The sequence below is a fragment of the Kitasatospora sp. NPDC056651 genome, assembly GCF_042792155.1.
GTDB lineage: Bacteria > Actinomycetota > Actinomycetes > Streptomycetales > Streptomycetaceae > Kitasatospora.
Window position 1 is genome coordinate 45124 of record NZ_JBHTWX010000021.1, and the last position, 23644, is coordinate 68767.

The window sequence follows — 23644 nt, forward strand, 5'->3', positions numbered from 1 at the left end:
GCCACCGAGCACCCGGCCCCCGGGGTACCGACCGCCCCGCAGCCGCCCGCCGACGAGACGAATGCGCTGACACCATGACCGAGATCGACCTGCCCGGCCACGGCCGGCTCCGGCTGCGCGAGCCCGCCGTCCTGCCCGCCCCGCCCGCCCCCGCCCGCTCGCGGACGGCCTTCGCCGCCGCCCACGTGGTCGCCGACCCGCTGGGCGACAACGCCCCCGGCGCACCCGCCGCCGTCGACTGGGACGCCACCCTCGCCTTCCGCCGGCACCTGTGGTCGCTGGGCCTCGGCGTGGCCGACGCGATGGACACCGCCCAGCGCGGCATGGGCCTCGACTGGCCGGCCACCCGCGAACTGATCACCCGCTCCGGGGCCGCGGCCCGCGCCTGCGGCGGCCTGCTGGCCTGCGGCGTCGGCACCGACCAGCTCGCTCCCGGCCCCCACCCGCTGGACGCCGTCCGGGCCGCCTACGAGGAGCAGCTGACCGTCGTCCAGGAGGCCGGCGCGCAGCCGATCCTGATGGCCAGCCGCGCCCTGGCCGCCGCCGCGCGCGGCCCGGAGGACTACCTGGAGGTCTACGGCAGGCTGATCGCCGCCTCCGAGCGGCCGGTGCTGCTGCACTGGCTCGGCGAGATGTTCGACCCGGCGCTGGCCGGCTACTGGGGCTCCGCCGACCTCGACACGGCCGCCGCGACCGTGCTGGAGCTGATCGGCGCGCACGCCGACCGGATCGAGGGCATCAAGATCTCCCTGCTGGACGCCGACCGGGAGATCGCCCTGCGCCGCGCGCTGCCGGCCGGCGTGCGGATGTACACGGGCGACGACTTCCACTACCCCGAGCTGATCCGCGGCGACGAACACGGCCACAGCCACGCCCTGCTGGGCGTCTTCGACCCGATCGCGGCCACCGCCGCGGCGGCGCTGCGGGCGCTCGACGAGGGCGACCTCGACCGCTACGAGGAGCTGTTCGCGCCGACCGTGCCGCTGGCCCGGCACCTGTTCGCCGCGCCGACCTTCCACTACAAGACCGGTGTGGTGTTCCTCGCCTGGCTGGCGGGCCACCAGGACCACTTCACCATGGTGGGCGGTGCGCAGAGCGGGCGTTCGCTGCCCCACCTGGTGGAACTGTTCCGGCTCGCGGACGCCGCCGGGGTGCTCCCCGACCCGGATCTCGCGGCCGACCGGATGCGCCGGCTGCTCGCCGTCGCGGGGGTGGCGGCATGAGCGGCGCCGGCCCGGCGAACGGCCTCGCGAGGCTGTCGCTCAACCAGATCACCACCCGGGGCTGGAGCCTTCCGGAGGCCGTGCGGGGCTGCGTGGACGCCGGCATCCCGGCCATCGGGCTCTGGCGCGACAAGGTCGCCGAGACCGGCCTGACCCGCTCCGCGAAGCTGTGCCGGGACGCCGGACTCGCCGTCAGCAGCCTCTGCCGGGGCGGCTTCCTCACCGCCGACGGCCCCGAGCGGCGCCGGGCCGCGCTCGCCGACAACCTCCAGGCCATCGAGGAGGCCGCCGAACTCGGCACCGACACCCTGGTCCTGGTCGTCGGCGGCCTGCCGGCCGGCAGCCGCGACCTGGTCGGCGCCCGCGCCGCCGTCGCCGACCTGCTCGCCGAACTCGCCCCGCACGCGGGCGACTTCGGTGTGCGACTGGCGATCGAGCCACTGCACCCGATGTTCTGCGCCGACCGGGCGGTGGTCTCCACCCTGGCCCAGGCGCTCGACCTCGCCGCCCCGCACCCCGCCCGGCAGGTCGGCGTCGTCGTCGACAGCTACCACGTCTGGTGGGACCCGGCGCTGCGCGAGCAGATCGCCCGCGCCGGTCGAGAGGACCGGATCGCCTCCTACCAGGTGTGCGACTGGACCCTGCCGCTGCCCGCCGACGCCCTGCTCGGCCGGGGCCACGTCGGTGACGGCCACATCGACTTCCGCGCCCTCACCGACCTGGTCACCGCCGCCGGGTACGAGGGCTGGATCGAGGTCGAGATCTTCAACCAGGAGATCTGGGACACCCCGGGCGAGCTGACGCTGCGCACCCTGATCGAGCGGCACCTGACGCACCTGGCCTCGCCGTGAGGGTCATCGTCGCGCCCGACTCCTTCAAGGGCACCGTCACCGCCCGGGACGCCGCCCGGGCGCTGGCCGCCGGCTGGCGCTCGGTGCGGCCGGACGACGAACTGCTGCTCCGTCCGATGGCCGACGGCGGGGAGGGCACCCTCGACGCGCTCGTGGCGGCCCTCCCCGGCGCCGTCCCGCACCCGGTCCCCGACTGCACCGGCCCCGACGGGGGGCCGGTCACCGGCCGCTACGCGCTGCTGCCGGACGGCACCGCGCTGGTCGAACTCGCCGACACCGGCGGACTGCCGCTGCTCGGCGACGCCCTCGCCCCGCTCACCGCCGGCACCCGCGGCACGGGCGAGACCATCGCCGCCGCGCTGGACGCCGGCGCGCGGCAGGTGACCGTCGCGCTCGGCGGCTCCGCGTCCACCGACGGCGGCGCCGGGCTGCTGGCCGCCCTCGGCCTGCGGCTGCTGGACGACACCGGCGCCGACCTCCCGGACGGCGGCGGCGCCCTCACCCGGGCCGCCCGGCTCGACCGCACCGCCCTGCGCGCCGCCCCGCCCGGCGGTGTCCGGCTGCTGACCGACGTGACCAACCCGCTGCTCGGCCCCAGCGGGGCGGCCGCGGTCTACGGGCCGCAGAAGGGGGCCGACCCGGCCCGGATCGCCGTCCTGGAGGCGGGGCTGCGCCGCTTCGCCGACCTGCTCGGGGGCGACCCGGCCCTCCCCGGCTCCGGCGCGGCCGGCGGCACCGCCTACGGCCTGGTGACCGCCTGGGGTGCGCGGATGGTCCCCGGCGCGGCGGCGGTCGCCGAGCTGACCGGCCTCGACGAAGCCCTCACCGGGGCCGGCCTGGTGATCACCGGCGAGGGCCGGTTCGACCGCACCAGCCTGCTCGGCAAGGCGGTCGGCGAGGTCCTCGCCCGCGCGGAGCGGGCCGGCGTCCCCGCCCGGGTCGTCGCCGGGGAGGCCTCCGACCCTGGCGCTGGCGCACTCACCCTCACCGGGCTGTCCGGCGACCCGGCCGACGCCCGCCACCGGGCGGCCCACTGGCTCACCGCCGCCGGCGCACAGCTGGCCCGCGCGCGGACGGCCGGCTGACCTCCCCTTCGACGTCCGCGGGTCCGGCCTGTTCAGTTCGGCGGCTTCGTCGACGGCTTCGGCAACGTCGACGTTGCCGAAGCCGTCGGCACGCAGACGGGCGCGCGCCGTTCTGCCAGCGGCAGAACACCGGCCGGACCGGGCTCGACGATCACTACAGTCCAATCCCATGAGGACGATCACGACGCGCACGGTCGAATACCCGGCGGACGGTTTGACGATGACCGGCCACCTCGCTCTCCCGGCGGGTGCCGACCGCCGGCCCGCGGTGCTGCTCGGACCGGAGGGCACGGGGCTCAGCAACGTCGAGCGCCGCCGGGCCGACGCTCTCGCCGAACTGGGATACGTAGCGTTGGCCTTCGACCTCCACGGCGGGCGCTACCTGAGCGACCCCGAGGAGATGCTGGCCCGGTGCCTGCCGCTGCTCGCCGATCCGGACCGGATGCGGGGCATCGGCCATGCCGCGCTCGACGTGCTGCGCGCCGAACCGCGGACCGACCCCGACCGGATCGCCGTCGTCGGCTACGGCACCGGGGGCGCCGTCGGGCTGGAACTCGGGCGCGACGGCGCCGACCTGCGCGCGATCGGGACGGTCAACGCAACTACCACGGGCCGGCCGGGCGAGGCGGCGCGCATTCGCTGCCCGGTGTGGGCCGGGGTCGGGTCGGAAGACCCGATCATGCCGCCCGCGCAACGGAACGCGTTCACCGCCGAGATGCAGGCTGCAGGCGTCGACTGGCGCCTCACGGTCTACGGCGGCGCCTTGCACGCCTTCCACCACCCCACGGTCGACCACCCCACGGTCCCCGGCGTCGGCTACCACCCACGGCACGCGCAGCGGGCCTGGCGCGACGTCGTCGACCTGCTCGCCGAGTGCCTGCCCGTGACGGAGGCTCCGGGGGCATGACCCGGGCAGCCGGCCTGGCGCCGGGCCACGACGATCGCTCGTCCTAGTGTCCCTGGGCCGTTGGTACGGCCTTCGCGGGATCCCGAACCAGGCGGCGGTCTTCGCCGGGGTGACGTGTTCGCGCGGGTACACCGGTACCACCATCACACAGCGAGACGGGCGGCACTCGTGGCGCCGGCCACTCTTACGGGTGACGATGAGCATGGCGCCCACTCCGCGAGTGTCCGGGGCAGGTCGGCCGCAGCATGACGGATGATCAATAAAGCTTTCAAGCAACGTCGTTGAGACGTCGGACGCCTCGATCGACCTGCCCGGACCGTCTCCCCCGTTGCGACCTCGCCCAACCATCACCGGACCGGGTCGGCGGCCACCTCGAAGACGCTCAGTAATGGCAAAAGCACCGGCGGCTCCTGGATGAGGGGCTAGCCTCAGCTCATGGGGTCATGGGAATTGGCGATCGCCATCGGTGGCGCAGCCGCCGCCTTGCTCACGGCCGGGGCCACCGTGCTCTCGACCGGACTCGATGTGCGTGAGCGGCTGTCACGGCTGCGGCGTCCTCCGGCTCCCCCGCCCGCGGTGAAACCCGCCCCCGATGGCGCCGCCGAACCCGGCGACAGGTACGACGCGTTCGTCTCCTACGCAGAGGTGGACGCCGAGGCGGCGCAGACCCTTGCCACCCGGTTGCGTGCCGAAGGGCTGCGGGTCTTTCTGGCCGAGTGGATCGGCCCGGGTCTGGTGGAGAGCCTGGAGAAGGAAGCGGCCCTGCGCGTCACGGCCAACGGGATCCTGCTCTTCAGCAGCGCGACGATGAACAACGCCGCGATCCGCGACGAGTACGCGGTGCTGCTCCAGCGCGTGCACACCGGTGGACGGCGGTTCATCCCCGTGCTCGTGGACGACGTGGAGCTGCCGCCCTTCGCCAGGATCCGCCGGCCCGCGGACCTGCGGAATCCCGGCAGTGCGCCCTACGACGCGAGCCTCGCCGCGCTGGTGCGGGCGGTACGGCCGCCGGGCGAAGCCGTATGACCCATGTGCTCCTCTCCTACGCCAGGGAGGACGCCGACTGGGCGAGGGCGCTGGCAGCCCGTCTCGGGCAGAGCGCCCTGACCGTCCTCTTCGACGAGTGGGACGTGCTGCCCGGTGACGTGGGCGTGCACTACACCGAGGCCGCGATCGAGGACGCCGGGTGTGCCCTGGTCATCATCAGCCCGGCCTCGCGCACCTCGCCCTGGGCCCGCGAGGAGTACGCGGCCCTGGTCACGGCCGGAGCGCGGCGGCAGCTGCGGCTCATTCCGCTGCTGATCGGGGACGCCCCTCTCCCGCCCCTGGCCGCGAGCCGGGTCTGGCGCGACTTCAGGACCCCGGACGCCGCCGACTACGAGCGGAAGGTCGACGAACTTGTCGCCACCATCCGCGGCGAGAGCGTCCGGCACGGTCCCGGCGGATCCGTCGCACCGGGACACCCGGAGAACATCGCGTCGGCCCAGCCTTCGCCGCCCCGGCCCCTGGTGCCGCCGGACCGGCCCGCTGTCGTCCTCTGCTACGACAAGGCCGACACGGCGTACGCCCACGCGCTCGCCGACCAGGTGAGAGGAGCCGGACTGCGGGTCTGGTCGGTCGCGGACCTGAGGGCCGGGGACTCGCATGTCTGGGTGAGGCGCCAGCAACTGGACTTCGCGACGGCCGTGATCGTGCTGATGTCACCGCATTCCCAGGACTCCGACGACATCACGGACATGATCCTGGAGGCGATGCACCACCAGCGCCCCTTCTTCCCGGTCCTGCTCGACGGGCAGCGCAACTACCTCCTGGCACACACCTGGTACGCCGACGCCCGGGACGGCCGGCTGCTGAGCACGGCGGAGCTCGGGCGGCTGCGGGACATCGACACCGCCTCCCGCAACGGCAGCTCGCCGGACGAGATGTCCTCCCTGTTCCCGGCTCCGCTCCAGCGGCCCGCGGTGCAGGCGGTGCGGGTGCCGGAGGCCGTCTCCCTCAAACGCCTCGACGGCTATCTCGCCGAGCACAACTTCGTGCACGCGGACCTCCAGACCACCGCCATCGTGCTGGAGGCGGCCGGCCGTCTCGACGAGGGCTGGCTGGGCACCCGCCACGCGCGCCGGATCCCCGCCGAGGTCCTGGCCCGCGTCGACGGCATGTGGGCCGACCACACCCACGGACGGCAAGGCTGGAGCGCCCAGGCGGAACGGGCCGCGGTGCGCGGCAACCGGCACGCGGACTTCCTCGCGCTGTCGGTTGCCTGCGGCTGGCGCAGCTCCGCCGACGCGCTGGTGCCGCGCTTCTACCACGAGTTGACGGAGCGGGCGGGGCCCGGCCCCCGCGGCGCGTACTACCCGACGCTGCGCAATCCGCAGAACGAGCCGTTCAACCACTGGTACGACGAGTGGACTTCCACGGTTCTGGCCGTGCACCTGCGCAGAGGGGACAGGAGGTGAGCCGGTGAAGTGGGCGGACCGGGTGGATCTGGCGATCTACCTGACCGGGTGCCTGGCCGCGCTGTGCTCGCGGGCTATCGACGATCAACTGGCGCTCTACATCCAAGCGTCGGTGAACGTCTTCGGCATCCTGGCTCTCTACCCCCGCGTCTCGCGGAAGACGGACACGCTCAAGGAGAAGAGCAGGAAGGAGAAGCCCGATTCCCCCAAGGGCTGTCTGCTCCTCGTCCTCCTGGTCTACATCACCGCTGCAGAGGTATGGAAAATGGGTATCGTCGTCGTCGTCCTGCTCCTCCTGGTGGTCTCCGGTATCATCAGCCGGACCAGCCTCTTTTACGTGCCACCCGGCCACATCGGCATCGTGCGGCGCCGGACCGGCGCGACCCATCCGGATTTCCCGCTGGTCACCCCGCACGACACCCACGGGGTTCTCGCCCGCACGCTCCTGCCCGGGCGCCACTGGATGACACCGTTCGTCCACGAGGTCCGGATCGTCCCCCGGACGCAGGTGCCGGAGGGCAAGATCGGTCTGGTCACGGCGAAGGCGGGCCGGACCCGGCCGGGGAGCCGGGCGCTGGCACTGCCGGTCCCCTGCGACGACTTCCAGGACGGTGTGAACTTCCTGCTGAACGGCGGGGAACAGGGCGCACAGGTCGGCGTGCTCGCAGGTGGACAGTCCTACTCCATCAACACGGAGCTGTTCCAGGTGAGGTTGGTGGACCGGGTACACATCCCGGCGGGCACCATCGGCCTGGTCGACGCGAAGGCCGGCGGGAACCGGCCGCCCGGGGCGCTCTTCGGTCCTCATGTGGAGTGCGACGACTTCCAGGACGGCGAACGGTTCCTCGCCGGCGGCGGTCAGCAGGGCAAGCAGCTCGCCGTTCTCCAGGGCGGTGCCTACTACGACATCAACCCGGCCCTGTTCGACGTCATCAGCACGCACAATGTGGCGGCACGCGGCGGACCGCTGGAAGCAAGGCACCTGAAGCTGATCTCCATTCCCGCCGACCGGACCGGCGTGGTGATCACGCTCGACGGCGCGAATCCGGGGAAGGACGACCAGGCGGGGCCGCATGTGCCGGGCCATCAGGGGTTTCACCTGCCCTGGGTGTTCCTGCGCAACGGTGGCCGACGGGGGGTGCAGGAGGAAACCCTGAGCGGGGGAACGGTCTCCGCGCTCAACCCGTACTTCGTCCGCGTCATGCTGATCCCGACGAACCTCCTCGTCCTGGAGTGGGACGAGAAGACGCCCGAGAAGCAGGACAACTACGACGTGCACCTGGGGAGGATCACGGTCACCGTGCAGGGCTACCGGCTGTTCGTGGATGTGAAGCAGGTCATCCGGATTCCCGCCCAGTCCGCTCCCGGACTGGTCCGGAGGAACGGCGGAGCCCTGATCTCGGACATCGGTGGCCTCGACCCCAACCGGCTGCCCGTCCAGCGCTTCGTGCAACGCGTCCTGGGTCCCATCGTCACCTCGTACTTCAACCAGATCGCCACCGCGTCGACCGTGCTGGAGTTCGTGAAGAACTACCGGGAGAACCGGCTCGAACTCGCCACCCTGGTGGAGAACGAACTCCGTGACTGGGGGGTGGAGGCCGCGCGCACCCACCTGGGCGAGTTCCGGGCCGAGGACGAGACGCTCAACGAGATGCTCAAGCGGACGGCCAACGAGGAGATGGAGAGCGAGAAGCTCGCGCTGCAACTGGAGAACGCGGAACGCGAGGACGCGATCGACAAGGTGCGGGTGGAAGCGGAGCGGCGGCGTCTGAGGCTGCCGCTGGAGGCCGAGATCGAGTCCCTCGGCCTGGAGAACGTCATGGTGCTCAAGATGCTCAGGGAAATCGCCCAGGCACCCGTTCCGCAGTTCCTCAGCGGGGGCGATCTCTCGGCGTTCCTCGAAACGCTGCCGATCAGCCGTCTTGAGGCGTTGATGGACCGGATGCAGAACCTGCGCGGGGGGACCGGGATCGAGGGCGCGGAGCGGCCCGCGCTGCCCGAGGCGGAGGGCAAGGAGGGCGGGAAGAGGGAGTGAGACGCGATGCAGGCTCAGGCGCCGACCACACCGCACGGCCTCTGTGGACGTGCGGGTGTGGGCTTCCGAAACCCCCTGCCGTAGAGAGAGGGTGGCGAGGTCGAGTTCGAGTCGGCCACCGAGGATGTGCGGACGATGGTCCTGGCCGAAAGGCCGGGGCGAGTACGCCGGGGGTGGCCGGCATGACGGTCAACGGCCGGTCGGCGCCGGTGGGCTCGGCGACGATCGCCCCGTCGGCGGTGTGGCCGCGGTCCAGGACGGCGGAGGTTCCCAGGTGGTGTTCGAGGTTCTCCTCGCCGACCACGCCCTGCAGGACCAGGTCGCCGCGCAGGCGTGTCCCGGTCTCGGTGAGTGCTCTGGCGGCGAAGGCCTGGACGACCAGTCCGCTCTTCATGTCCACCGTTCCCCGGCCCCAGACGTGGGTGTCGTCGGTGAACGCCGTGAAGGGGTCGTGGGACCAGCGCGCGGAGTCGTCCGCCGGTACGACGTCGACATGGCCGTTGAAGATCAGCGAGCGCCCGCCGCCACCGCCGCGCAGCACACCGACCACGTTGTCCCGGCCGGGTACCTCGCCGAACAGCTCGGTCTCCGCGCCGGCCTGCCGGTACTGCCGTGCCAGCAGCCGGGAGACCTCCGTCTCGCCTCCGACCGGTTCGTCGTGGTCCTGGTCCGGATAGGTCGGGTTGACGCTGCGGATGGAGACGGCCTCGGCGAGCGTGGCCACCATCTCCTCGCGCATGCCGTCAATGCGGGCGAGCACCCGATCCGTGGCGTCGGGTCTCATGAGGTCACTGCCGGCGTCTCCTCGGCCGGACCGGAGAGCTCGCCGCTGTCGTGGACGGTCCGGCCGCCCACCAGCGTGCGCAGCACCCTGGTTCCGGGGAGGTCGTCCTCCGGGCAGGTCACCGGATCGCGGTCGACGATCGCGATGTCGGCGTGGTTTCCCGGTGTGAGCGAGCCGATCCCGGACCAGCCGAGCACCTTCGCCGCCCCCGTCGTCCACATGCGCAGCGCCTCGATGCGCGTGAGCTTCTGGTCAGGCCCGTCGTTGCGGTGGTCGCTGCCCGCGAAGCGGTGGGTCTGCGCCAGTTCGATCTGCTCCCACGGGTTCTTCGGGCCCCAGTCCGAGCCGCCCGCCAGGTCGAGCCCGGTGTCGAGGAGACGGCGCAGCGGTTCGAGGTCGCGCCAGACGTGGGTGCCCATGCGCTCGCCGTACATCGTGCCCTTGCCCCAGGCGAATCCGGCGCTGGTGGTGACCTGGAAGCCGAGGTCCGCGTAGCGGCGGGCCTGTTGCGACGTGATCGTCATGGCGTGCTGGAGGATCCAGCGCCGGTCGCGGAAGTCGTGCTCCCGCACGACGCGTTCCGCGATGTCGAGGAAGTCGTCGTGCTCGCGGTAGGAGCCGACGCACAGGTTCGCCCGGATGCCGTTGGCGGCGCAGAACCTGACGAAGGTCTCCTCCTTCTCCAGGGACACGAACCGATTGCCGCGGGTGGGGCGGCCGAAGGGGTCCTGGTAGGACTCGTAGGTCGCGAAGTGGCCCGAGAAGCAGGGGCCGCCGGGGCTGAGGGTGAGCCCGTCGAGCCGCAGCACGTCGTCGCCGCCGTCGGCTGTCTGGGCGGCGAACTGTTCGAGGCGGTCGGCGAATTCCTCGTGCGACAGGGGGTCGAACGGGTGGAAGATGACCGACTCGACGTCCAGCGTCGCCTGCACGCGCAGGGGCAGGGCGCCGGTCGCGCGCAGGTGCCGGTAGAGCCCGATGTGCTCCGGCTCCATCGCGTGGCCCTCGTACACGGTGGTCACGCCCTGCGCCGTGTAGCGAGCCAGCTCCGCGGTGGTGCCGGCGACGGCGTTCGCCATGCTGAGCTTCGGCAGCTTGGTGAGGATCTGACCCCAGAAGGGGTCGTAGGTGTAGTAGTTGGTGACGGGTCCGCGCAGGATCCCGGTGAGGTCGCCGGCCTCGTTCTTGTCGATCTCGACGTCGCAGACCCGGTCGGGGATGAAGGCGGTGAGCCCGACGGCGCGCAGGCCCGCGCTGTTGAAGGCGACCACGTTGGGCATGCGCGGCGCCCATGCCTGGATCAGGACGGGGTGGGTGTCGGTCGCCGCGTCGAGGGTCCACCGGTCGGGCAGGCGCCGTTCGGCCAGGTCCCGTTCCGAGCGGCGGATGAAGTAGTGCGGCTCGCCGACCGGGGTGCACATGATCCACTCCCCCGGCGGCGTGGTCGCGGCCTTGGCCCGGATGCGCGCCACGATGTCCGCGTGGTCGACGGCGTCGGTGAGGTCGACGAGTCCGCCCGCGAGCATCCCGAAGTGCGCGACGTGCGGGTGGGTGTCGATCAGGCCGGGCATGGCCACGCCGCCCTCGGCGTCGATGGTGCGGGCGCCGGGCCCCGCCGCCCGCACCATGTCGTCCCGGTCACCCGCGGCGAGCACGCGCCCGCCGGACAGGACCAGTGCCTCGGCCTCGGGTGCGCTCGGATCGAGGGTGCGCACCCGCCCGCCTGTGATGATCGTGCTGGTCACAGCGTTCCTCCGTAATCGACGGTGGTGCCTGATGGGTTGACCGTAGCAGAGGTTTTCTCCATATGGAGAAAATCGCTCGCCGCCCACGCCGGTACGATGAGCTCCGTGACAACGCCCGCGCGTGAGCCGCAGATGGACCGAGGGCTCGCCCGCCGCGAAGCCCTCCTGGACGCCGCGACCCGGCTGCTGGCACGGGAAGGCGCGCGCGCCCTGACCCACCGGGCGATCGCGGCGGAGGCGGGCACCACCCACGGCATCGCCCGCTACTACTTCGGCACCCTCGACCAGTTGCTCGACGAAGCCATGCGGCGTCTGGCCACCCGGCAGATCGAGGAGGTGCACGCGCTGTTCCACCGGTTGCCGAACGTCGACGTTCCGCAGCGGATCACCCGCATCGTGCGGTACGTGACCGGATCCCTGGCCCGCGACCGGGACTCCGGCATCGCCCGGTACGAGTTCTTCCTGGAAGCCGCCCGCCGCCCCCAGCTCCAGGCCACCCTCGACGCCTGGGGAGTCGCCCAGCGGGCGGCCTTCGCCGGCGAACTGCGCGGGGCCGGGTCCACGGCCCCCGAGGCCGATGCCGCGGACCTGCTGACCATCATCAACGGTCTGCTCCTGGAACAACTCGCGCTTCCCACCGACGACTTCGAAACGACCCGGCTGCGACCGGCCGTCGAACGGTTCTTCCCGGAGGGCTGAACACCGGGTCGAGCCGACCTGCCTGCCGGTGGCGGGACCTATGGCTCCCGGTGGCCGGTCCGCGAACGCCGCGCTCCTCCCGCGTCCCGGCGGATCGGCTGCTGTGCGCGAACCGGGCCGGCGTCCCGGCCGTCAGCGTGCCTCGGGCCCGAACCGGCGCTTGTATTCCGACGGCCGACGGCGTGACGCCCGTCTCGCGACGCATGAGCGACCGCAGGTCGGTGGCGGTGCCCGTGTCCGGTGCCCATGTCCTTTGACAGGTGACCTTGACCGATTGACAGGCGGTCTTGACCGGCGTGAACTCCGGTTGAGCGGCATCCGACCCGCACCACAGCTTCGAGGGCCGGCAGGACAAGGGCGGCCCTCACCCCTGTCCCCTCTGCTGCCCCATGGCCGGCACCGAGCACGGGGTGGAGTGGGCGCAGCCGGCCCGGGCCTGGTCGGGATGGACACTCTTCCCCGCGGCCCGGGGACAGCGGCGGAGGCCGTCACCGTAGGGTGACGGCCTCCGTGCGGTTCGGTCGGTGTCCAGGTTCCTGTTGCGAGGTGGCCTGTCGGCCGGCCGGTTGATCGTGGGGTCGGATGAACCGGCCACGGCGGCCGGGCCCGGGTGGACCCGGCCGCGGTGGAGGATGGCCCGGGATCAGTGGGTGTTGAACTTCCGGGTGCCCACGGCGTACCAGTTGCTGAAGGGGCTGCCGTTGCTGGTGTAGGCGTGGCCGACCGTGCCGTCCTGGCCGATGGCGAAGACCTCGGTGGCGTTGGTGTTCGGCTCGTTGAGGGTCGCGGGCGCACCGGCGAACTTCCAGTTGCCGAGCGACTCCCAGGCCGACCAGGAGTTGCCCAGGTAGTACTTGTGGTTGAGGACGCCGTCGGTGCCGGTGCCGAACAGCTCGACGGCCTTGGTGGTGGAGTTGTAGACCGCCGACGGCACGCCCGCGAACCTGTAGCCCGCGTCGAGGGTGCTCCAGCCGCTCCACTGGCCGCCGCTGCCGCTGTAGGCGTGCGACATGACGCCGTCGGCGGCGCCGATCGCGAACACCTCGGCGGTCCTGTTGTTCGGGTTGTAGACGACGGCGGGCGCGCCGGTGAAGCGGTAGCTCGGGTCCAGCTGGGCGAAGTCGCTCCATCGGGAGCCGTTGACGCTGTAGCTGTGGGACAGGACACCGTCGGAGCCGATGGCGAACACCTCGGCGGAGTTGAGGTCGGACTCGTAGACGGCGGTCGGGGAGCCGATGAAGGTCGCGTCGCCCATGGTGATCCAGCCCGACCAGTGGCCGCCGGCGTAGTACTGGTGGTTGAGCTTGCCGTCGGTGCCGATCGCGAACAGCTCGACGGCGTTCGCCGACGGGTTGTAGACCGCGGTCGGGGAGCCGGTGAAGCGCCAGTTGGAGTTCATGGTGCTCCAGGAGCTCCACTGGCCGTTGGTGATGTAGGCGTGCGACAGGACGCCGTCCGTGCCGATGGCGAAGACCTCGGTGGTCTTGTTGCTCGGGTTGTAGACGGCGGTGGGCTTGCCGGTGAAGTGGAACGAGGGGTCGATCGGGTACCAGTCCGTCCACTGGCCGCCGTTGGTGATGTAGGCGTGGGAGAGGACGCCGTCGGTGCCGATGGCGAAGATCTCGGCGGTGCCGTTGTCGGGGTTGTAGACGGTGGCCGGCGCGATGCCCGAGACCTGGGAACCGACCGGGTCGGTGACCGGCGGGGGCGTGGTCTTCCCGCCGACGGGGCTGGCGTAGCCCTGGAGATTGACGTTGTAGCCGCGGGTCTCCCACACCACCGAGCCGGGGCGCGAGGGCATGTGGGCGTTGCGGGTGACCGTCTTCGGGCTCGTCTTCCCCTGGTTGCCGCCGATGTAGTCGATGGTGCCGTCCCCGTTGACCGCGGTGACGATCGCGACGTGGTCGTAGTCGGTGCCGCTGAAGGCGTTCGGGTGGAAGAAGACGGCGTCGCCCACGTGCGGGGTGCTGGACAGCCCGCCCTGGTACTTGTCCGCGTAGGTCTGGAAGCTGTTGGCGAGGTCGTTCAGGATGCCGAGGTTCTGGACGCCGTTCTTCTGCCACACCCAGCCGGCGAAGTCCGCGCACCAGGCGTGGGCCTGGTAGCCGCCGGAGCAGCTGAGGTGCTGGTCGGTGCCGGAGGCGTAGTAGCCGCCGTTGCCGCAGGCGTCGTTGTCGAGCTGGCTCGTGGCCGTCTGGACGATCCCGTCGGTGAGCGCCGAGGCGTGGGCCCCGGGGACGGCCAGGATGCCGAGGCCGGAGGCGGCCAGGGTGACGGCGGCGGCGGAGGAGGCGAGGCGGGTACGGACGCGGGACATGTGGGATCTCCAGAGCGATAGGTGTGGGCGAGTCGGACCGCTACGCGCACGCCTGACATGGGTCGGGGTGGCGGGCAGCGGGTAGTTCAGGCGCCGGCGCATCGATGTCGTCCGGCAGCGATTGCCGACCGAGGGCGGTTGCCGACCGAGGGCGGAGGCTCGGTTCGGCGGACGCCGTCACGGGCCGCGCGGCGCGGCAGTGCGAGGGCGGAAGTGTTCAGCCGGCGGTGCGACGGATGCACAGCCGGTGCGGCCGTCACCGGGCAGTGTGGTCCGTGGCTTGCGGGGGCTCCGGGGGCAGGTAGCGCCGCCTGAGCGTCGGTGAGGTGCGGTGACTGCGGGCGATCAGGCCGTGTGCGCGGAAGACGGCGGCGGCGGGGTCGAGCCGGCCCAACGGGTCGAACGGGTCGCGGCTGAGCAGGTAGAGCAGGAGGTCGATCCGGTCGCCGGCGGGCTGTGCGCTGGCGTGCTGGAGTCCGTCGGCGGGCTCGGCGTGCGCCCAGAGGGCGTCCACGGCTTCAGCCGCCTCGGCCTCTCCCGTCGCCCCGGCCGCCGCAGCCGGCTGCCGGCGTTTCAGGCTGGCATAGACGATCTCCACCGGGGGCTCTCAGCCGCCCCAGCTGAAGCTGTCGGTGGAGGCGGGCGTGGTGGTGGCGGTGGGGGCGCCGCTCCAGCCGAAACCGTCGGAGCCGGTGGCGGTGGTTGTGGCGCCGGTGGCCGGGGCCGTGTCGGCAGCGGCGGAGGCGGTGGCCGGGACGGCCAGGAGGGCGGTGAGCGAGACGGCGGCGACCGCGGCGACCTGGGCGATACGAGTGCGGATCATGACTGGGCCCTTCTGGGATTGACGGGAGAAGTGTGCCGATCCGGTCGAGGCGTCCCGCGGTTGACGCTGCGTCCGGTTGCCGCGCCGGGCCGTTTCTGTCGGGCCTGCCTGGCGGCGATCACTACTCTCGTCGCTCTCCGGTGCGACTGGAAGGGCTTTCCGCTGGCGCCCGGTCGCCTGGCGAACCCTCGACACGATGACGAGTGCATGCCAAGATTTCTTGGCTCTGCATACACGGACATGAGCACGCAGCATCAGGAACCCTTCTCAAGAACCCGCAAATCCCACCGAAGGCCCCCATCCGGGCCTTGAGCGGGCCGTCGCGCCTCTGTTTGGATACGCCGGGCCGCCCGACCGGGGGACGGCCAACGAGTGCCGGGGGGCGCGACATGCTGGAAGTACTGGGCCTCACCGCCGGGGCCACCGCCGTGTACCAGGCAATGCTCGACCACCCCGCCCACGGCGTGGACGAGATCGCCGCGCACTGCGGCCTGAGCACCGCCGACGTCCACGAGCACCTCGACGAGCTCGGCCGCCTCACCCTCGTACGGGCCTCCCTGGAGCGCCCCGGCGAGCTGCGCGCAGTCAGCCCAGACATCGGCCTGGCCGACATGCTCGCCGCTCAGGAAGCCGAACTCGCCTCCCGCCAGGCACAGTTAGCGGCATCGAGGGCGGCCGTCGCCCGCATGGTCGCCGACCGCGCCGAACACCGCGCCGCCCACGGCGAGCGCCTGCTCGGCCTCGACGCCATCCAGGCCCGGCTGGAACGCATGGGCCACGACGCCACCGCCGAGGCACTCGCCAGCCAGCCCGGCAACCAGCGGCCCGAGGACCTCGCCACCGCGCGGCCCACCGACACCGAGGCACTCTCCCGCGGCATCGCCATGCGCACCCTCTACCAGGACTCCACCCGCAACCAGCCCCACGTCGCCACCTACGCCCAGTGGCTCCTCAGCCACGGCGGCGAGGTCCGCACCGCAGCCACCATCCCACCCCGCATGGTCATCATCGACCGCCGAGAAGCCCTCGTCCCCATCGACCCCGAGGACAACCGCAAGGGCGCCCTGCACATCACCGAACCCGGCATCCTCGCCGCCCTGACCGACCTCTTCGAACAGGCCTGGAACACCGCCGTCCCCCTCGGCGCCACCCACCCCGAGGACACCCGCACCGGACTCTCCCCCACCGAACGCGAGCTGCTGCGCCTGCTCGGCTCCGGCCTCACCGACGACACCGCCGGGCAGCGCCTCGGCATCTCCTCACGCACCGTCAGCCGCCACATGTCCGCGATCATGGAACGCCTCGGCGCCAGCAGCCGCTTCGAAGCCGGCATCAAAGCCGCCCAGCGCGGCTGGCTCTGAACCCCCGGAGCAACCGGCATCGGAGCGCCAACCGAAACCACGGGCACGGCCGGGCCGACCAGGGGGCGGACACGGCTGTCTCCTGGGGCATCCGGGAGTCGGCGGGTCAGTCGGGGGTGCGGACCTCCGAGCAGGACGTCCGCCCGCACCGCACCCCCGCCGTCACGACCGGAGAGAGCGGCCGAGGTCGCGCGCCCGGTTGGGCGGCGGGCAGCGAGACGGGCAAGCGGAGACCGGGCCCGGGCGCCCACCGCGCCGGTCCGTACGTTCCGCGGCTACGCATCGCCGGGCCCGGTCAGAGCCCGGTGGCGATGCTCACGCGGCGAGAGCCCGTAGGCGTTCCTGAAGGCCCGGCTGAACTCAGCGGCCCGCGGGATGCCGCAGCGGGTGGCAACGACGTGCACCGGGACGGTGCGCAGCGCGGGGTCGGCCAGTTCGCGGCGGGCTTTCCTCAGCCGTTGGGTGCGGATCGCCGCGGCGACGGTCTCGCCCTGCGACTCGTGGGTGAAGACACGGTGCAGGTGGCTGACGGAGATGTGGTGGGCGGCGGCGATCACGGCCGGGGTCAGGCCGGGGTCGTGGAGATTGTGCCGGATGAACGCCCGGACGCTCTCCATCAGGGCTCGCCGCCGGGCTTCCTGGGAAAGCGCGGGGGCGGCGTCGAGTTCCTGGGCGACCCAGGCGGCGACCAGGTCGACGACGACCGTCCCGAGCCGGGAGGCCTCCGCCCGCCGCAGGGTGTGGGCCTGGCGGCCCAGTCTTGGCAGGAAGTCCGTGAGCAGCGCACCGGAGCCCGAGTTCGCGGCCAGTGACCGGCCGAGGAGGCTGCGCACCAGGCGGTGCGGCACCGGCAGCAGTGGCTGGGGGATGTCGATGCCCAGTCCCACCACGTGGGCGTCCTCGGCGCCGGTGCCGAAGAGCCGGACGTCGTAGGGGGTGGTGCTGTCCGTCAGCCACAGTTCCCCGGACCTGGGTCTTTCTCGCTGGTCCTGCCCGCGCTTCAACGCCGCCGCGCCGGAGGTCATCAGGGACAGGTGGTAGAGCTCCGGGCCGTGCGAGCGCCTCACCATCCGTTCGTTGCGGACGAAGCGGGCCGAGCGGAACGATGTCCAGAACATCGTCGCCGCCCCCAGCTCCGACCGCTGCAGCTGCGCCTCGAAGCTGTCTGCGTGAGCGCTGGTCGCATCGCACTCCCGGGTCCGTCCCATCAGGTCCCGCCAGCACTCGAATCGGTCCTTCGCGGGCACGCCCTCGTCCCACGGAGCACCCGGGACGACATCCGCCGCCGTCATCTCCACCCCCAGCATGCACTCCTCCGCCGAGCCGGCGGGGTTCCCCTGGCAACATCATCAATTCCAGCGGCAGCCATGACAAGCAGGGTTTCGGGCGGTCCACGGCCAGCCGGGGCCGTCCGGCGCCTCGATCCTCCTGTTCGAGCCGACCGGGACGCCGACCGTCGGCGACCGTCGGCGAGGACACTCAGCGGCGTGCGCCCGTGACGAGGTCGCCGAGCCGGATCACGGTGACCTCGACCTGGCCGTGTCCGTCCTCCCAGCCCACGACCGCCTCGCAGCCCGCGTGCTCCAGGCCATGGGCCGTGGTGTCGTCCAGGACGGGCATCAGACCCTCGTCGCCATCGGTGCAGAAGTAGCCCAGGTGGGCGCGGAGTGCGGGATCGGGGATCGCGGCCAGCTCCCGCATCCACTCCTCGTCGGGCTCGGCGGTGAAGGGCGTCAGTTCCTCGGGGGTGCGGCCGGTGGCGAAGGCCGCGCGCAGGGCGTCCAGGAGCGTGCCGTCACTGACGAGCACGGCGGCGAAGACCTGCCAGGTGCCCGCGAACCCGGGGGCGGTGAGGTCGACGCCGTACCGCTCCAGCAGCGGGGCCAGGTCGGCGCCGCGCAGGAGCCGGCCACTGAAGCAGGCGGCCTTGACGGCGGCGGCGAAGCCCTCGGGGAGCTCCGCCGTGCCGTCGGCGGGCCGGAACTCGAAGACGGATGCGCTCGGGTCGAAGACCGGCGTGCCCTCGGCCTCGTCGAACAGGTGGAGCGCGGACACGAACGGCTCCTCACCGCGCAGCGCCGCCGGGCGAACCCAGGCGTGCTCGGCCCAAAGGCCGCTCTCGTCGGGGTAGTTGCCGCCGACGCGGGCGACGTAGACCGCTTCCGGGTCGAACTCCGCGAGGGGACGGCCGATCAGGACGCCGAAGGCGTGGGCGAGTTGGTGGTCCCAGTGGGCACCCGCGACGGCGGTGGGGTGGTTGGTCATGGACGGCACCGTAGCGGAGCCCTGCGACAGGGCGGCGGCCACACCCGGGTGACCACACGTGTGTAGGGTGCGCTGTCATGGCTGAGGATTGGCGGGACGACAGGATCGGCAGCGCCCTGAGAGGCGTGAACCCCACGGTGCTGCGGCGGCTTGACGCGGGGTTTGCGGTGATCGGTGACGTGCAGTTCCTGCCGGGGTATTCGGTTCTGCTGACGGACGAGCCCGACGTGCAGCGCCTGTCCGATCTTCCGCGGAGCAGGCGAATGGCCTTCCTGGCGGACATGGACCGGCTGGGTGAGGCCGTGGAGCGGGCCTGTCGGCGCCTGGACCCGCGGTTCCGGCGGGTGAACCTGGAGATCCTCGGCAACACCGACGGCTTCCTGCACGCGCACGTGTGGCCCCGGTTCGAGTGGGAGAGCCCGGATCTCGTCCGTCGCCCGGTGTGGCTGTATCCCGCGGAGAACTGGCGCGATCCCGCACACGCGCTCGGACCGCGCCATGACGCCTGGCGCGAGGCGATCGGCCACGAACTCGACGCGCTGTCCGCGCCGGCTGCCGGGCCGCGGAACGCGGGATGACACACGCCGGGCCGTGGGCAACCGGGCCGGACGGCACCGCAGGGAGCGGCCACGCACGGGCCGGCACCGGAACCGCCACGGCCGCCCGGGCAAGCGCGCCCGGCCGCCGCCGACCTGCCCGGACACCGCTTCACAGCCCCGCCGCACCCCGGCGGCGCGGGTCCCGCGCCGCCGGTACCCGCCCGCGACCCGCGCGACCTTGACCGCAGACCGCAGACCGCAGCGGCCCCGCGGCCACGACAGCGCGAGGTGCCCAGCCGCGTCCCAGCGACTGGAGCGACCGGGGCACAGGGTGGGGCAGCGAGGTCCGGGCCCGTGTGCTGACGGTCCCCGGTCCGGGCCGGGGACCCAGCCGTGAACCACGCTTCGCGACCGGCGGGCTCTTCCTAGGCAGGCGCCTGAGGGCGCCACTGTTCGCGGTAGGGACAACCCCAGGACCGATACGCCTGCTGGCCGGACTGTGGCACGAGGGTCACCGTACGTAGCGTCGGCGACATGGAACCCACCTACCAGGCAGGCAGATTACGGTCCGCGCGTCGTCGGCTGAACGCCGGGGCGGCCCTGGCCGTCCTGGCCGCCGCGACCGTGACGACGGGGGCCGCGTCGGCGGACCCGGCGCACCCGAGCGACCGTGGGCGGCTGGTCTCCGCTCAGCAGAGGACCACCCTGGCCACGAAGGAGGACGTCGCCGCGGCACTGGCCGGCGCCAGGTACGACGCGAGCACGGTCCGGTTCGGAGTGGACGCCTACCGACTGGTGTACCGAACCGTGGACCCCGACGGTCGGCCGATCACCGCCAGCGGGCTGCTGGTGCTGCCCCGCGGCGGCGAACACGAGTTGCGGACGGTGTCGTTCACCCACGGCACGACCAGTTACCGCTCCGACGCCCCCTCCTCCATGGTCACGGCCGGGTTCGTGTCCTCGCCCGCCCTCACGTACGCGTCCGCCGGGTTCGCCGCCGTCGCCCCGGACTACGTCGGTCTGGGCGCCGGCCCGGGGCCCCACCCCTGGATGGACGTGCCGTCGGAGACGACCGCCTCCCTGGACATGCTCCGGGCCGCCCGTGCCTTCGTCTCGGGCACGGGCCGTGCGCTGGGCCACGACGTGCTGGTCACCGGGTTCTCCCAGGGGGCCTCGGCGGCGATGGGACTCGCCCGGACACTCCAGGCCGGCGACGACCGGTGGTTCCGGCTCCGGGCCGTCGCACCGGTCAGCGGCGCCTATGACTTCCGGTCCGCCGAGCTGCCGGCACTGCTCGACGGCTCTCTCGAACCGAAGTCGAGTGTGCTGTACGCGGCGTACCTTCTGGTCGCGTGGAACCGGCTGCACCATCTGTACGACTCCCCGGGCGACGTCTTCCAGGCGCCGTACGACCGCACGATCGAGTCGCTGTTCGACGGCTCGCACACCGGCCCGCAGCTCTTCGCGGGCACGCCCGACACCATCGACGCACTGCTCACCCCACGCGGCTTCGAGATGCTGCGCCATCCGACCGGCCGTCTGGCCAAGGCACTCCGGGTCGCCGACGGCACCTGCGACTGGGCACCACGCGTCCCGGTCCGGCTGTACGCGGCCGACGCGGACGAGCAGGCGGCCAACGCCAACACCGACCATTGCGAGGCCGCGCTGCGGTCGCACGGAGCGAACGCGGAGGTCGTCGACCTCGGTACCCCGGACTTCGCCGGCTCCAGGCACCTCGGCTCCAACGTCGCCGGCACGGCGGCCATCGTGCGCTGGTTCAGCCGACTTCCTTGAGAACCGTCGGTCTGTCCCCGCTCGCGGGACGGGCCGACGACCGGCGAGTCGGCCGTGGCCTCCATGGCCGCCGGGGCACCGGGCCGCCGGGGCGTGCGCTCACTGCTCGTCCTGGCCGTCGGCCCCCAGGTAGGCGAGGACGGCCCGGACCCGGCGGTTGGTGTCGTCGTCCTCGGCCAGGCCGAGCTTGGCGAAGATCGTGGTGGTGTACTTGCTGATCGAGCCGTCGGAGAGGAACAGCCTGGCCGCGATCGCCGCGTTGGACAGGCCCTCGGCCATCAGCGCCAGCACCGAGCGCTCCCGCTCGGTGAGGGTGCCCAGCGGGTCGGCCCGCATCGGCCGGCCCAGCAGCTTGGCGACGACCGTCGGGTCGAGCGCGGTGCCGCCGTCGGCGACCCGCTGGACGGCGTCCATGAACTGCTCGGCGTTCAGTACCCGGTCCTTGAGCTGGTAGCCGATGCCGCCGTGCCCGTCCGCGAGCAGGTCCCGGGCGTACAACTGCTCGACGTGCTGGGAGAGGATCAGCACCGGCAGACCGGGGACGGTCCGGCGCGCGGCCAGGGCGGCCTGGAGCCCTTCGTCGGAGAAGGTCGGCGGCAGCCGGACGTCGACGATCGCCACGTCCGGCCGGTGGTCGACCAGGGCCTCCAGGGTGTCCGGCCCGGAGCCGACGGCCGCGACGACGGTGTGCCCGTACGCCTCGACGAGGCGCACCAGCCCGTCCCGGAGCAGGAAGAGGTCTTCGGCTATGACAATTCGCACGGCACCGCCACGGTGATACGAGTGGGTCCCCCGGCGGGGCTGTCGATCTCCAGGCGCCCGCCGAAGGCCGCGACGCGGCGCTCGACGCCGGTCAGGCCGGACCCCGTGGAGGCGGTGGCTCCGCCGATTCCGTCATCGCTCACGGTAACAGTGAGTATCCGTGTCGCATAACCGAGTTCGACCGTGACGCGTTCGGCGCGCGCGTGCTTGGCGACGTTGGCCAGCAGTTCGGCGACGGAGAAGTAGACCGCCGACTCGACCGGGCGCTCCGGCCGGGCGGGCACCTGGCTGCGCACGGCGACCTTCACCGAGGAGTCCAGGGCCAGCGCCCGCAGGGCGTCGACCAGGCCGCGTTCGGTGAGCACCGGCGGGTTGATGCCGCGCACCAGCGAGCGCAGTTCGTCCAGCGCGGTGACGGAGGTGGCGCGGGCATCGGCGAGGATCGCCTTCGCGGCCTGCGGGTCGGTGTCGACGAGCCGTTCGGCGGCGCCCATCGACATGCCCATCGCCACCAGCCGGGCCTGCGCGCCGTCGTGCAGGCCGCGCTCGATCCGTTCCAGTTCGGCGGCCTGGGTCTGCGTCAGATCGGCCCGGATGGCCTTCAGTTCCTCGACCTGCCGGCCGAGGCGGGTGCTGGGCACCGGGCCGAGGAGCCGCTGTCCGACCGGGCCGAGGATCCGCCACGCGAACGGGGCGCCGGCCAGGCCGGCCGCCACCAGGGCGACGCCGTAGCCGGTCAGACCGGGCGTCACCGCCATGTAGCCGCCGTATCCGAGCGCCAGCAGCGGCAGCGCGGCGACCGGCAGCACGGTGACCGCGGCCGCCAGCGCCCATACGCCGTCCCAGTGCAGCTGCGGGTCGTGGAACCGGGCGTGCACCCTGGCCCGGCGGCGGGCCTCCCGCTCGGACTTGTGGTACTCGTGGCCGTCCCACCAGAAGCCGGTGGCCATCCGGGTCACCGGCGGGACCGTACGGTACGTCACCTCGACGTCCAGGCCCAGCCAGTTCGCCGCGCACCGGCGGGCGGTCCGGGCGAGCGCCCGGCTGGTCAGCGGGTGGACCGTCCACGCGGCCACGGCCACCCAGAGCACCACCAGGAGGGTCTCGCCGACCACGGCCAGCGCGCGGACGGCCGGCGGGACGGTCATCTCGTCCGACCAGGAGTAGGCCAGGGCGGAGCCGGCCCAGCCCACGGGCACGGTGACCAGGACCATCACGCAGGTCAGCCCGGTCAGCACGACGGACCGGCACAGCCCGCGCCCGATCTCCCCGACCCACCCCGCGAGGTTGCCCCTCGACGCTCCGCTCATCGGCCAGTTCCTTTCGCAGCGGTGATCGATTGTGGCAGCCGGGACCGGTTCGGGAGTCGGCGAGGTACGCCTGACGGCCGGACACCGCGGGCGGTCCGGCCATCCGGTGCGGAGGAGGCAGGTCCTGCGCACGTCACTTCTTCCTGGCGGGGGCGGGGAAGGCGGCGCTCAGCGCGGCACCGCGGGTGAGGAGGGCGACCGCGACCAGGGCGAGCGCGGACAGGCCCTGGATCACCGCGTACCAGGCCGGGCAGAGGCCGGGGACCAGGTCCACGGCGATGATCGCGATCGGCATGACGGCGGACAGGGTGCGCAGCCGGTCGAAGCTCCGGTGGTCGCCCCGCGCGGCGCGGTTCGCGTACCGGTGGAGCAGGAAGGTGACCAGGAACAGGATCGCGCCCCGGATCCACATGAAGGGTGTCGCCTCGTGGCCGGTGAACGCCATCACCGCGACGGTGCCGAGGACGATCGCGCCGATCGCGCCGAACAGCGTGACGCAGGTCCTGACGGTGTCGAGCGCGCCACGGGTGCTGGAGTCGCCGAGCCGCGTGGCCGCGCCGGTGGGATCGTCGGTGTTCGCCATGGTCCGTACTCCCTCGTGTCGTTGTGCCACTGACGCTACGGATCACGGAACGGGCCCGACATGGGTCTGTCCGTACGGTGGGGTGGGGCTGGACCCACTCCCGTGCCG

The 23644-nt window shown here is 72.6% G+C and carries 20 protein-coding genes and 1 pseudogene; 11 read left to right on the forward strand and 10 right to left on the reverse strand.

Going from position 1 to position 23644, the window contains the following annotated elements; all coding sequences use genetic code 11:
- Window positions 1-74: 74 nt before the first annotated feature.
- The 7 genes from ACFRAR_RS11570 (at window position 75) to ACFRAR_RS11600 (ending at window position 8557) form a co-directional block, all read left to right on the forward strand.
- Window positions 75-1223, forward strand: a complete 1149-nt coding sequence (locus ACFRAR_RS11570; RefSeq protein ID WP_380697326.1) for a dihydrodipicolinate synthase family protein — start codon at window positions 75-77, stop codon at window positions 1221-1223.
- Window positions 1220-2074: a sugar phosphate isomerase/epimerase family protein gene (locus ACFRAR_RS11575; protein ID WP_380697328.1), complete on the forward strand. Its 855-nt coding sequence runs from the start codon at window positions 1220-1222 to the stop codon at window positions 2072-2074. The genes ACFRAR_RS11570 and ACFRAR_RS11575 overlap by 4 nt, the downstream gene beginning before the upstream one ends.
- Window positions 2071-3159: a glycerate kinase gene (locus tag ACFRAR_RS11580; protein WP_380697330.1), complete on the forward strand. Its 1089-nt coding sequence runs from the start codon at window positions 2071-2073 to the stop codon at window positions 3157-3159. Before ACFRAR_RS11575 ends, ACFRAR_RS11580 begins: the two co-directional genes overlap by 4 nt.
- Window positions 3160-3328: 169 nt before the next feature.
- Window positions 3329-4066 (forward strand): dienelactone hydrolase family protein, encoded by a 738-nt coding sequence (locus tag ACFRAR_RS11585; protein ID WP_380697332.1) that lies wholly within the window; start codon window positions 3329-3331, stop codon window positions 4064-4066.
- A gap of 450 nt (window positions 4067-4516) precedes the next feature.
- Window positions 4517-5092 (forward strand): toll/interleukin-1 receptor domain-containing protein, encoded by a 576-nt coding sequence (locus ACFRAR_RS11590; protein ID WP_380697334.1) that lies wholly within the window; start codon window positions 4517-4519, stop codon window positions 5090-5092.
- Complete coding sequence (locus ACFRAR_RS11595) at window positions 5089-6522, forward strand: TIR domain-containing protein (RefSeq protein WP_380697336.1); 1434 nt, start codon at window positions 5089-5091, stop codon at window positions 6520-6522. The genes ACFRAR_RS11590 and ACFRAR_RS11595 overlap by 4 nt, the downstream gene beginning before the upstream one ends.
- A 4-nt stretch (window positions 6523-6526) precedes the next feature.
- Window positions 6527-8557: a hypothetical protein gene (locus tag ACFRAR_RS11600; RefSeq protein ID WP_380697338.1), complete on the forward strand. Its 2031-nt coding sequence runs from the start codon at window positions 6527-6529 to the stop codon at window positions 8555-8557.
- A 208-nt stretch (window positions 8558-8765) separates the two neighbouring features.
- Here the strand turns inward: ACFRAR_RS11600 and ACFRAR_RS11605 are convergent.
- Window positions 8766-9341, reverse strand: a pseudogene (locus ACFRAR_RS11605) (M20 family metallopeptidase); the annotation flags it as partial.
- A complete protein-coding gene (locus ACFRAR_RS11610; protein WP_380697340.1) occupies window positions 9338-11083 on the reverse strand; it encodes an amidohydrolase in 1746 nt (581 codons plus the stop codon). The pseudogene ACFRAR_RS11605 and the gene ACFRAR_RS11610, both read right to left, overlap by 4 nt.
- 105 nt (window positions 11084-11188) lie before the next feature.
- Here ACFRAR_RS11610 and ACFRAR_RS11615 point away from each other — a divergent pair, with 105 nt between their 5' ends.
- Window positions 11189-11782: a TetR/AcrR family transcriptional regulator gene (locus ACFRAR_RS11615; protein WP_380697342.1), complete on the forward strand. Its 594-nt coding sequence runs from the start codon at window positions 11189-11191 to the stop codon at window positions 11780-11782.
- Window positions 11783-12425: 643 nt separating this feature from the next.
- On the opposite strand, the gene ACFRAR_RS11620 is transcribed toward ACFRAR_RS11615, so the two are convergent.
- The 3 genes from ACFRAR_RS11620 to ACFRAR_RS11630 all read right to left on the reverse strand — a co-directional run bounded on the left by ACFRAR_RS11620 (window position 12426) and on the right by ACFRAR_RS11630 (window position 14922).
- The gene (locus tag ACFRAR_RS11620; protein WP_380697344.1) at window positions 12426-14099 is read right to left on the reverse strand and encodes a CHAP domain-containing protein; all 1674 of its coding nucleotides are present in this window, start codon (window positions 14097-14099) and stop codon (window positions 12426-12428) included.
- A 256-nt stretch (window positions 14100-14355) separates the two neighbouring features.
- Window positions 14356-14697, reverse strand: coding sequence for a hypothetical protein (locus ACFRAR_RS11625; RefSeq protein ID WP_380697346.1), 342 nt, complete (start codon window positions 14695-14697; stop codon window positions 14356-14358).
- 9 nt (window positions 14698-14706) lie between these two features.
- Window positions 14707-14922 carry a hypothetical protein gene (locus tag ACFRAR_RS11630; RefSeq protein ID WP_380697348.1) on the reverse strand — a complete coding sequence of 72 codons (216 nt, stop codon included), beginning with the start codon at window positions 14920-14922 and terminating at the stop codon, window positions 14707-14709.
- A 389-nt stretch (window positions 14923-15311) separates the two neighbouring features.
- Between ACFRAR_RS11630 and ACFRAR_RS11635 the strand changes: the two genes are divergently transcribed.
- Window positions 15312-16283: a LuxR C-terminal-related transcriptional regulator gene (locus ACFRAR_RS11635; RefSeq protein WP_380697350.1), complete on the forward strand. Its 972-nt coding sequence runs from the start codon at window positions 15312-15314 to the stop codon at window positions 16281-16283.
- Window positions 16284-16558: 275 nt separating this feature from the next.
- Here ACFRAR_RS11635 and ACFRAR_RS11640 read toward each other — a convergent pair whose 3' ends face one another.
- Window positions 16559-17590 (reverse strand): AraC family transcriptional regulator, encoded by a 1032-nt coding sequence (locus tag ACFRAR_RS11640; RefSeq protein WP_380697352.1) that lies wholly within the window; start codon window positions 17588-17590, stop codon window positions 16559-16561.
- Between the two features lie 172 nt (window positions 17591-17762).
- The gene (locus tag ACFRAR_RS11645) at window positions 17763-18548 is read right to left on the reverse strand and encodes a hypothetical protein (RefSeq protein WP_380697354.1); all 786 of its coding nucleotides are present in this window, start codon (window positions 18546-18548) and stop codon (window positions 17763-17765) included.
- A 77-nt stretch (window positions 18549-18625) separates the two neighbouring features.
- On the opposite strand from ACFRAR_RS11645, the gene ACFRAR_RS11650 reads away from it, so the two are divergent.
- Both ACFRAR_RS11650 and ACFRAR_RS11655 read left to right on the forward strand, forming a co-directional pair.
- Window positions 18626-19126 carry a diadenosine tetraphosphate hydrolase gene (locus ACFRAR_RS11650; RefSeq protein WP_380697356.1) on the forward strand — a complete coding sequence of 167 codons (501 nt, stop codon included), beginning with the start codon at window positions 18626-18628 and terminating at the stop codon, window positions 19124-19126.
- Between the two features lie 495 nt (window positions 19127-19621).
- Complete coding sequence (locus ACFRAR_RS11655; protein WP_380697358.1) at window positions 19622-20881, forward strand: alpha/beta hydrolase family protein; 1260 nt, start codon at window positions 19622-19624, stop codon at window positions 20879-20881.
- A 99-nt stretch (window positions 20882-20980) separates the two neighbouring features.
- Here the strand turns inward: ACFRAR_RS11655 and ACFRAR_RS11660 are convergent, their stop codons facing one another.
- The 3 genes from ACFRAR_RS11660 to ACFRAR_RS11670 all read right to left on the reverse strand — a co-directional run bounded on the left by ACFRAR_RS11660 (window position 20981) and on the right by ACFRAR_RS11670 (window position 23536).
- Complete coding sequence (locus ACFRAR_RS11660) at window positions 20981-21643, reverse strand: LuxR C-terminal-related transcriptional regulator (RefSeq protein WP_380697360.1); 663 nt, start codon at window positions 21641-21643, stop codon at window positions 20981-20983.
- The gene (locus tag ACFRAR_RS11665; RefSeq protein WP_380697362.1) at window positions 21628-22953 is read right to left on the reverse strand and encodes a sensor histidine kinase; all 1326 of its coding nucleotides are present in this window, start codon (window positions 22951-22953) and stop codon (window positions 21628-21630) included. Before ACFRAR_RS11665 ends, ACFRAR_RS11660 begins: the two co-directional genes overlap by 16 nt.
- 133 nt (window positions 22954-23086) lie before the next feature.
- Entirely contained in the window at window positions 23087-23536 is a 450-nt protein-coding gene (locus ACFRAR_RS11670) for a hypothetical protein (RefSeq protein WP_380697364.1), read from the reverse strand.
- Window positions 23537-23644 lie beyond the last annotated feature (108 nt).

Coding starts and splice junctions, on each gene's coding strand:
- ACFRAR_RS11570 (WP_380697326.1), top strand. CDS start 75: ATGACCGAGATCGACCTGCCCGGCCACGGCCGGCTCCGGCTGCGCGAG.
- ACFRAR_RS11575 (WP_380697328.1), top strand. CDS start 1,220: ATGAGCGGCGCCGGCCCGGCGAACGGCCTCGCGAGGCTGTCGCTCAAC.
- ACFRAR_RS11585 (WP_380697332.1), top strand. CDS start 3,329: ATGAGGACGATCACGACGCGCACGGTCGAATACCCGGCGGACGGTTTG.
- ACFRAR_RS11595 (WP_380697336.1), top strand. CDS start 5,089: ATGACCCATGTGCTCCTCTCCTACGCCAGGGAGGACGCCGACTGGGCG.
- ACFRAR_RS11620 (WP_380697344.1), bottom strand. CDS start 14,099: ATGTCCCGCGTCCGTACCCGCCTCGCCTCCTCCGCCGCCGCCGTCACC.
- ACFRAR_RS11630 (WP_380697348.1), bottom strand. CDS start 14,922: ATGATCCGCACTCGTATCGCCCAGGTCGCCGCGGTCGCCGCCGTCTCG.
- ACFRAR_RS11635 (WP_380697350.1), top strand. CDS start 15,312: ATGCTGGAAGTACTGGGCCTCACCGCCGGGGCCACCGCCGTGTACCAG.
- ACFRAR_RS11640 (WP_380697352.1), bottom strand. CDS start 17,590: ATGCTGGGGGTGGAGATGACGGCGGCGGATGTCGTCCCGGGTGCTCCG.
- ACFRAR_RS11645 (WP_380697354.1), bottom strand. CDS start 18,548: ATGACCAACCACCCCACCGCCGTCGCGGGTGCCCACTGGGACCACCAA.
- ACFRAR_RS11650 (WP_380697356.1), top strand. CDS start 18,626: ATGGCTGAGGATTGGCGGGACGACAGGATCGGCAGCGCCCTGAGAGGC.
- ACFRAR_RS11655 (WP_380697358.1), top strand. CDS start 19,622: ATGGAACCCACCTACCAGGCAGGCAGATTACGGTCCGCGCGTCGTCGG.
- ACFRAR_RS11665 (WP_380697362.1), bottom strand. CDS start 22,953: ATGAGCGGAGCGTCGAGGGGCAACCTCGCGGGGTGGGTCGGGGAGATC.
- ACFRAR_RS11670 (WP_380697364.1), bottom strand. CDS start 23,536: ATGGCGAACACCGACGATCCCACCGGCGCGGCCACGCGGCTCGGCGAC.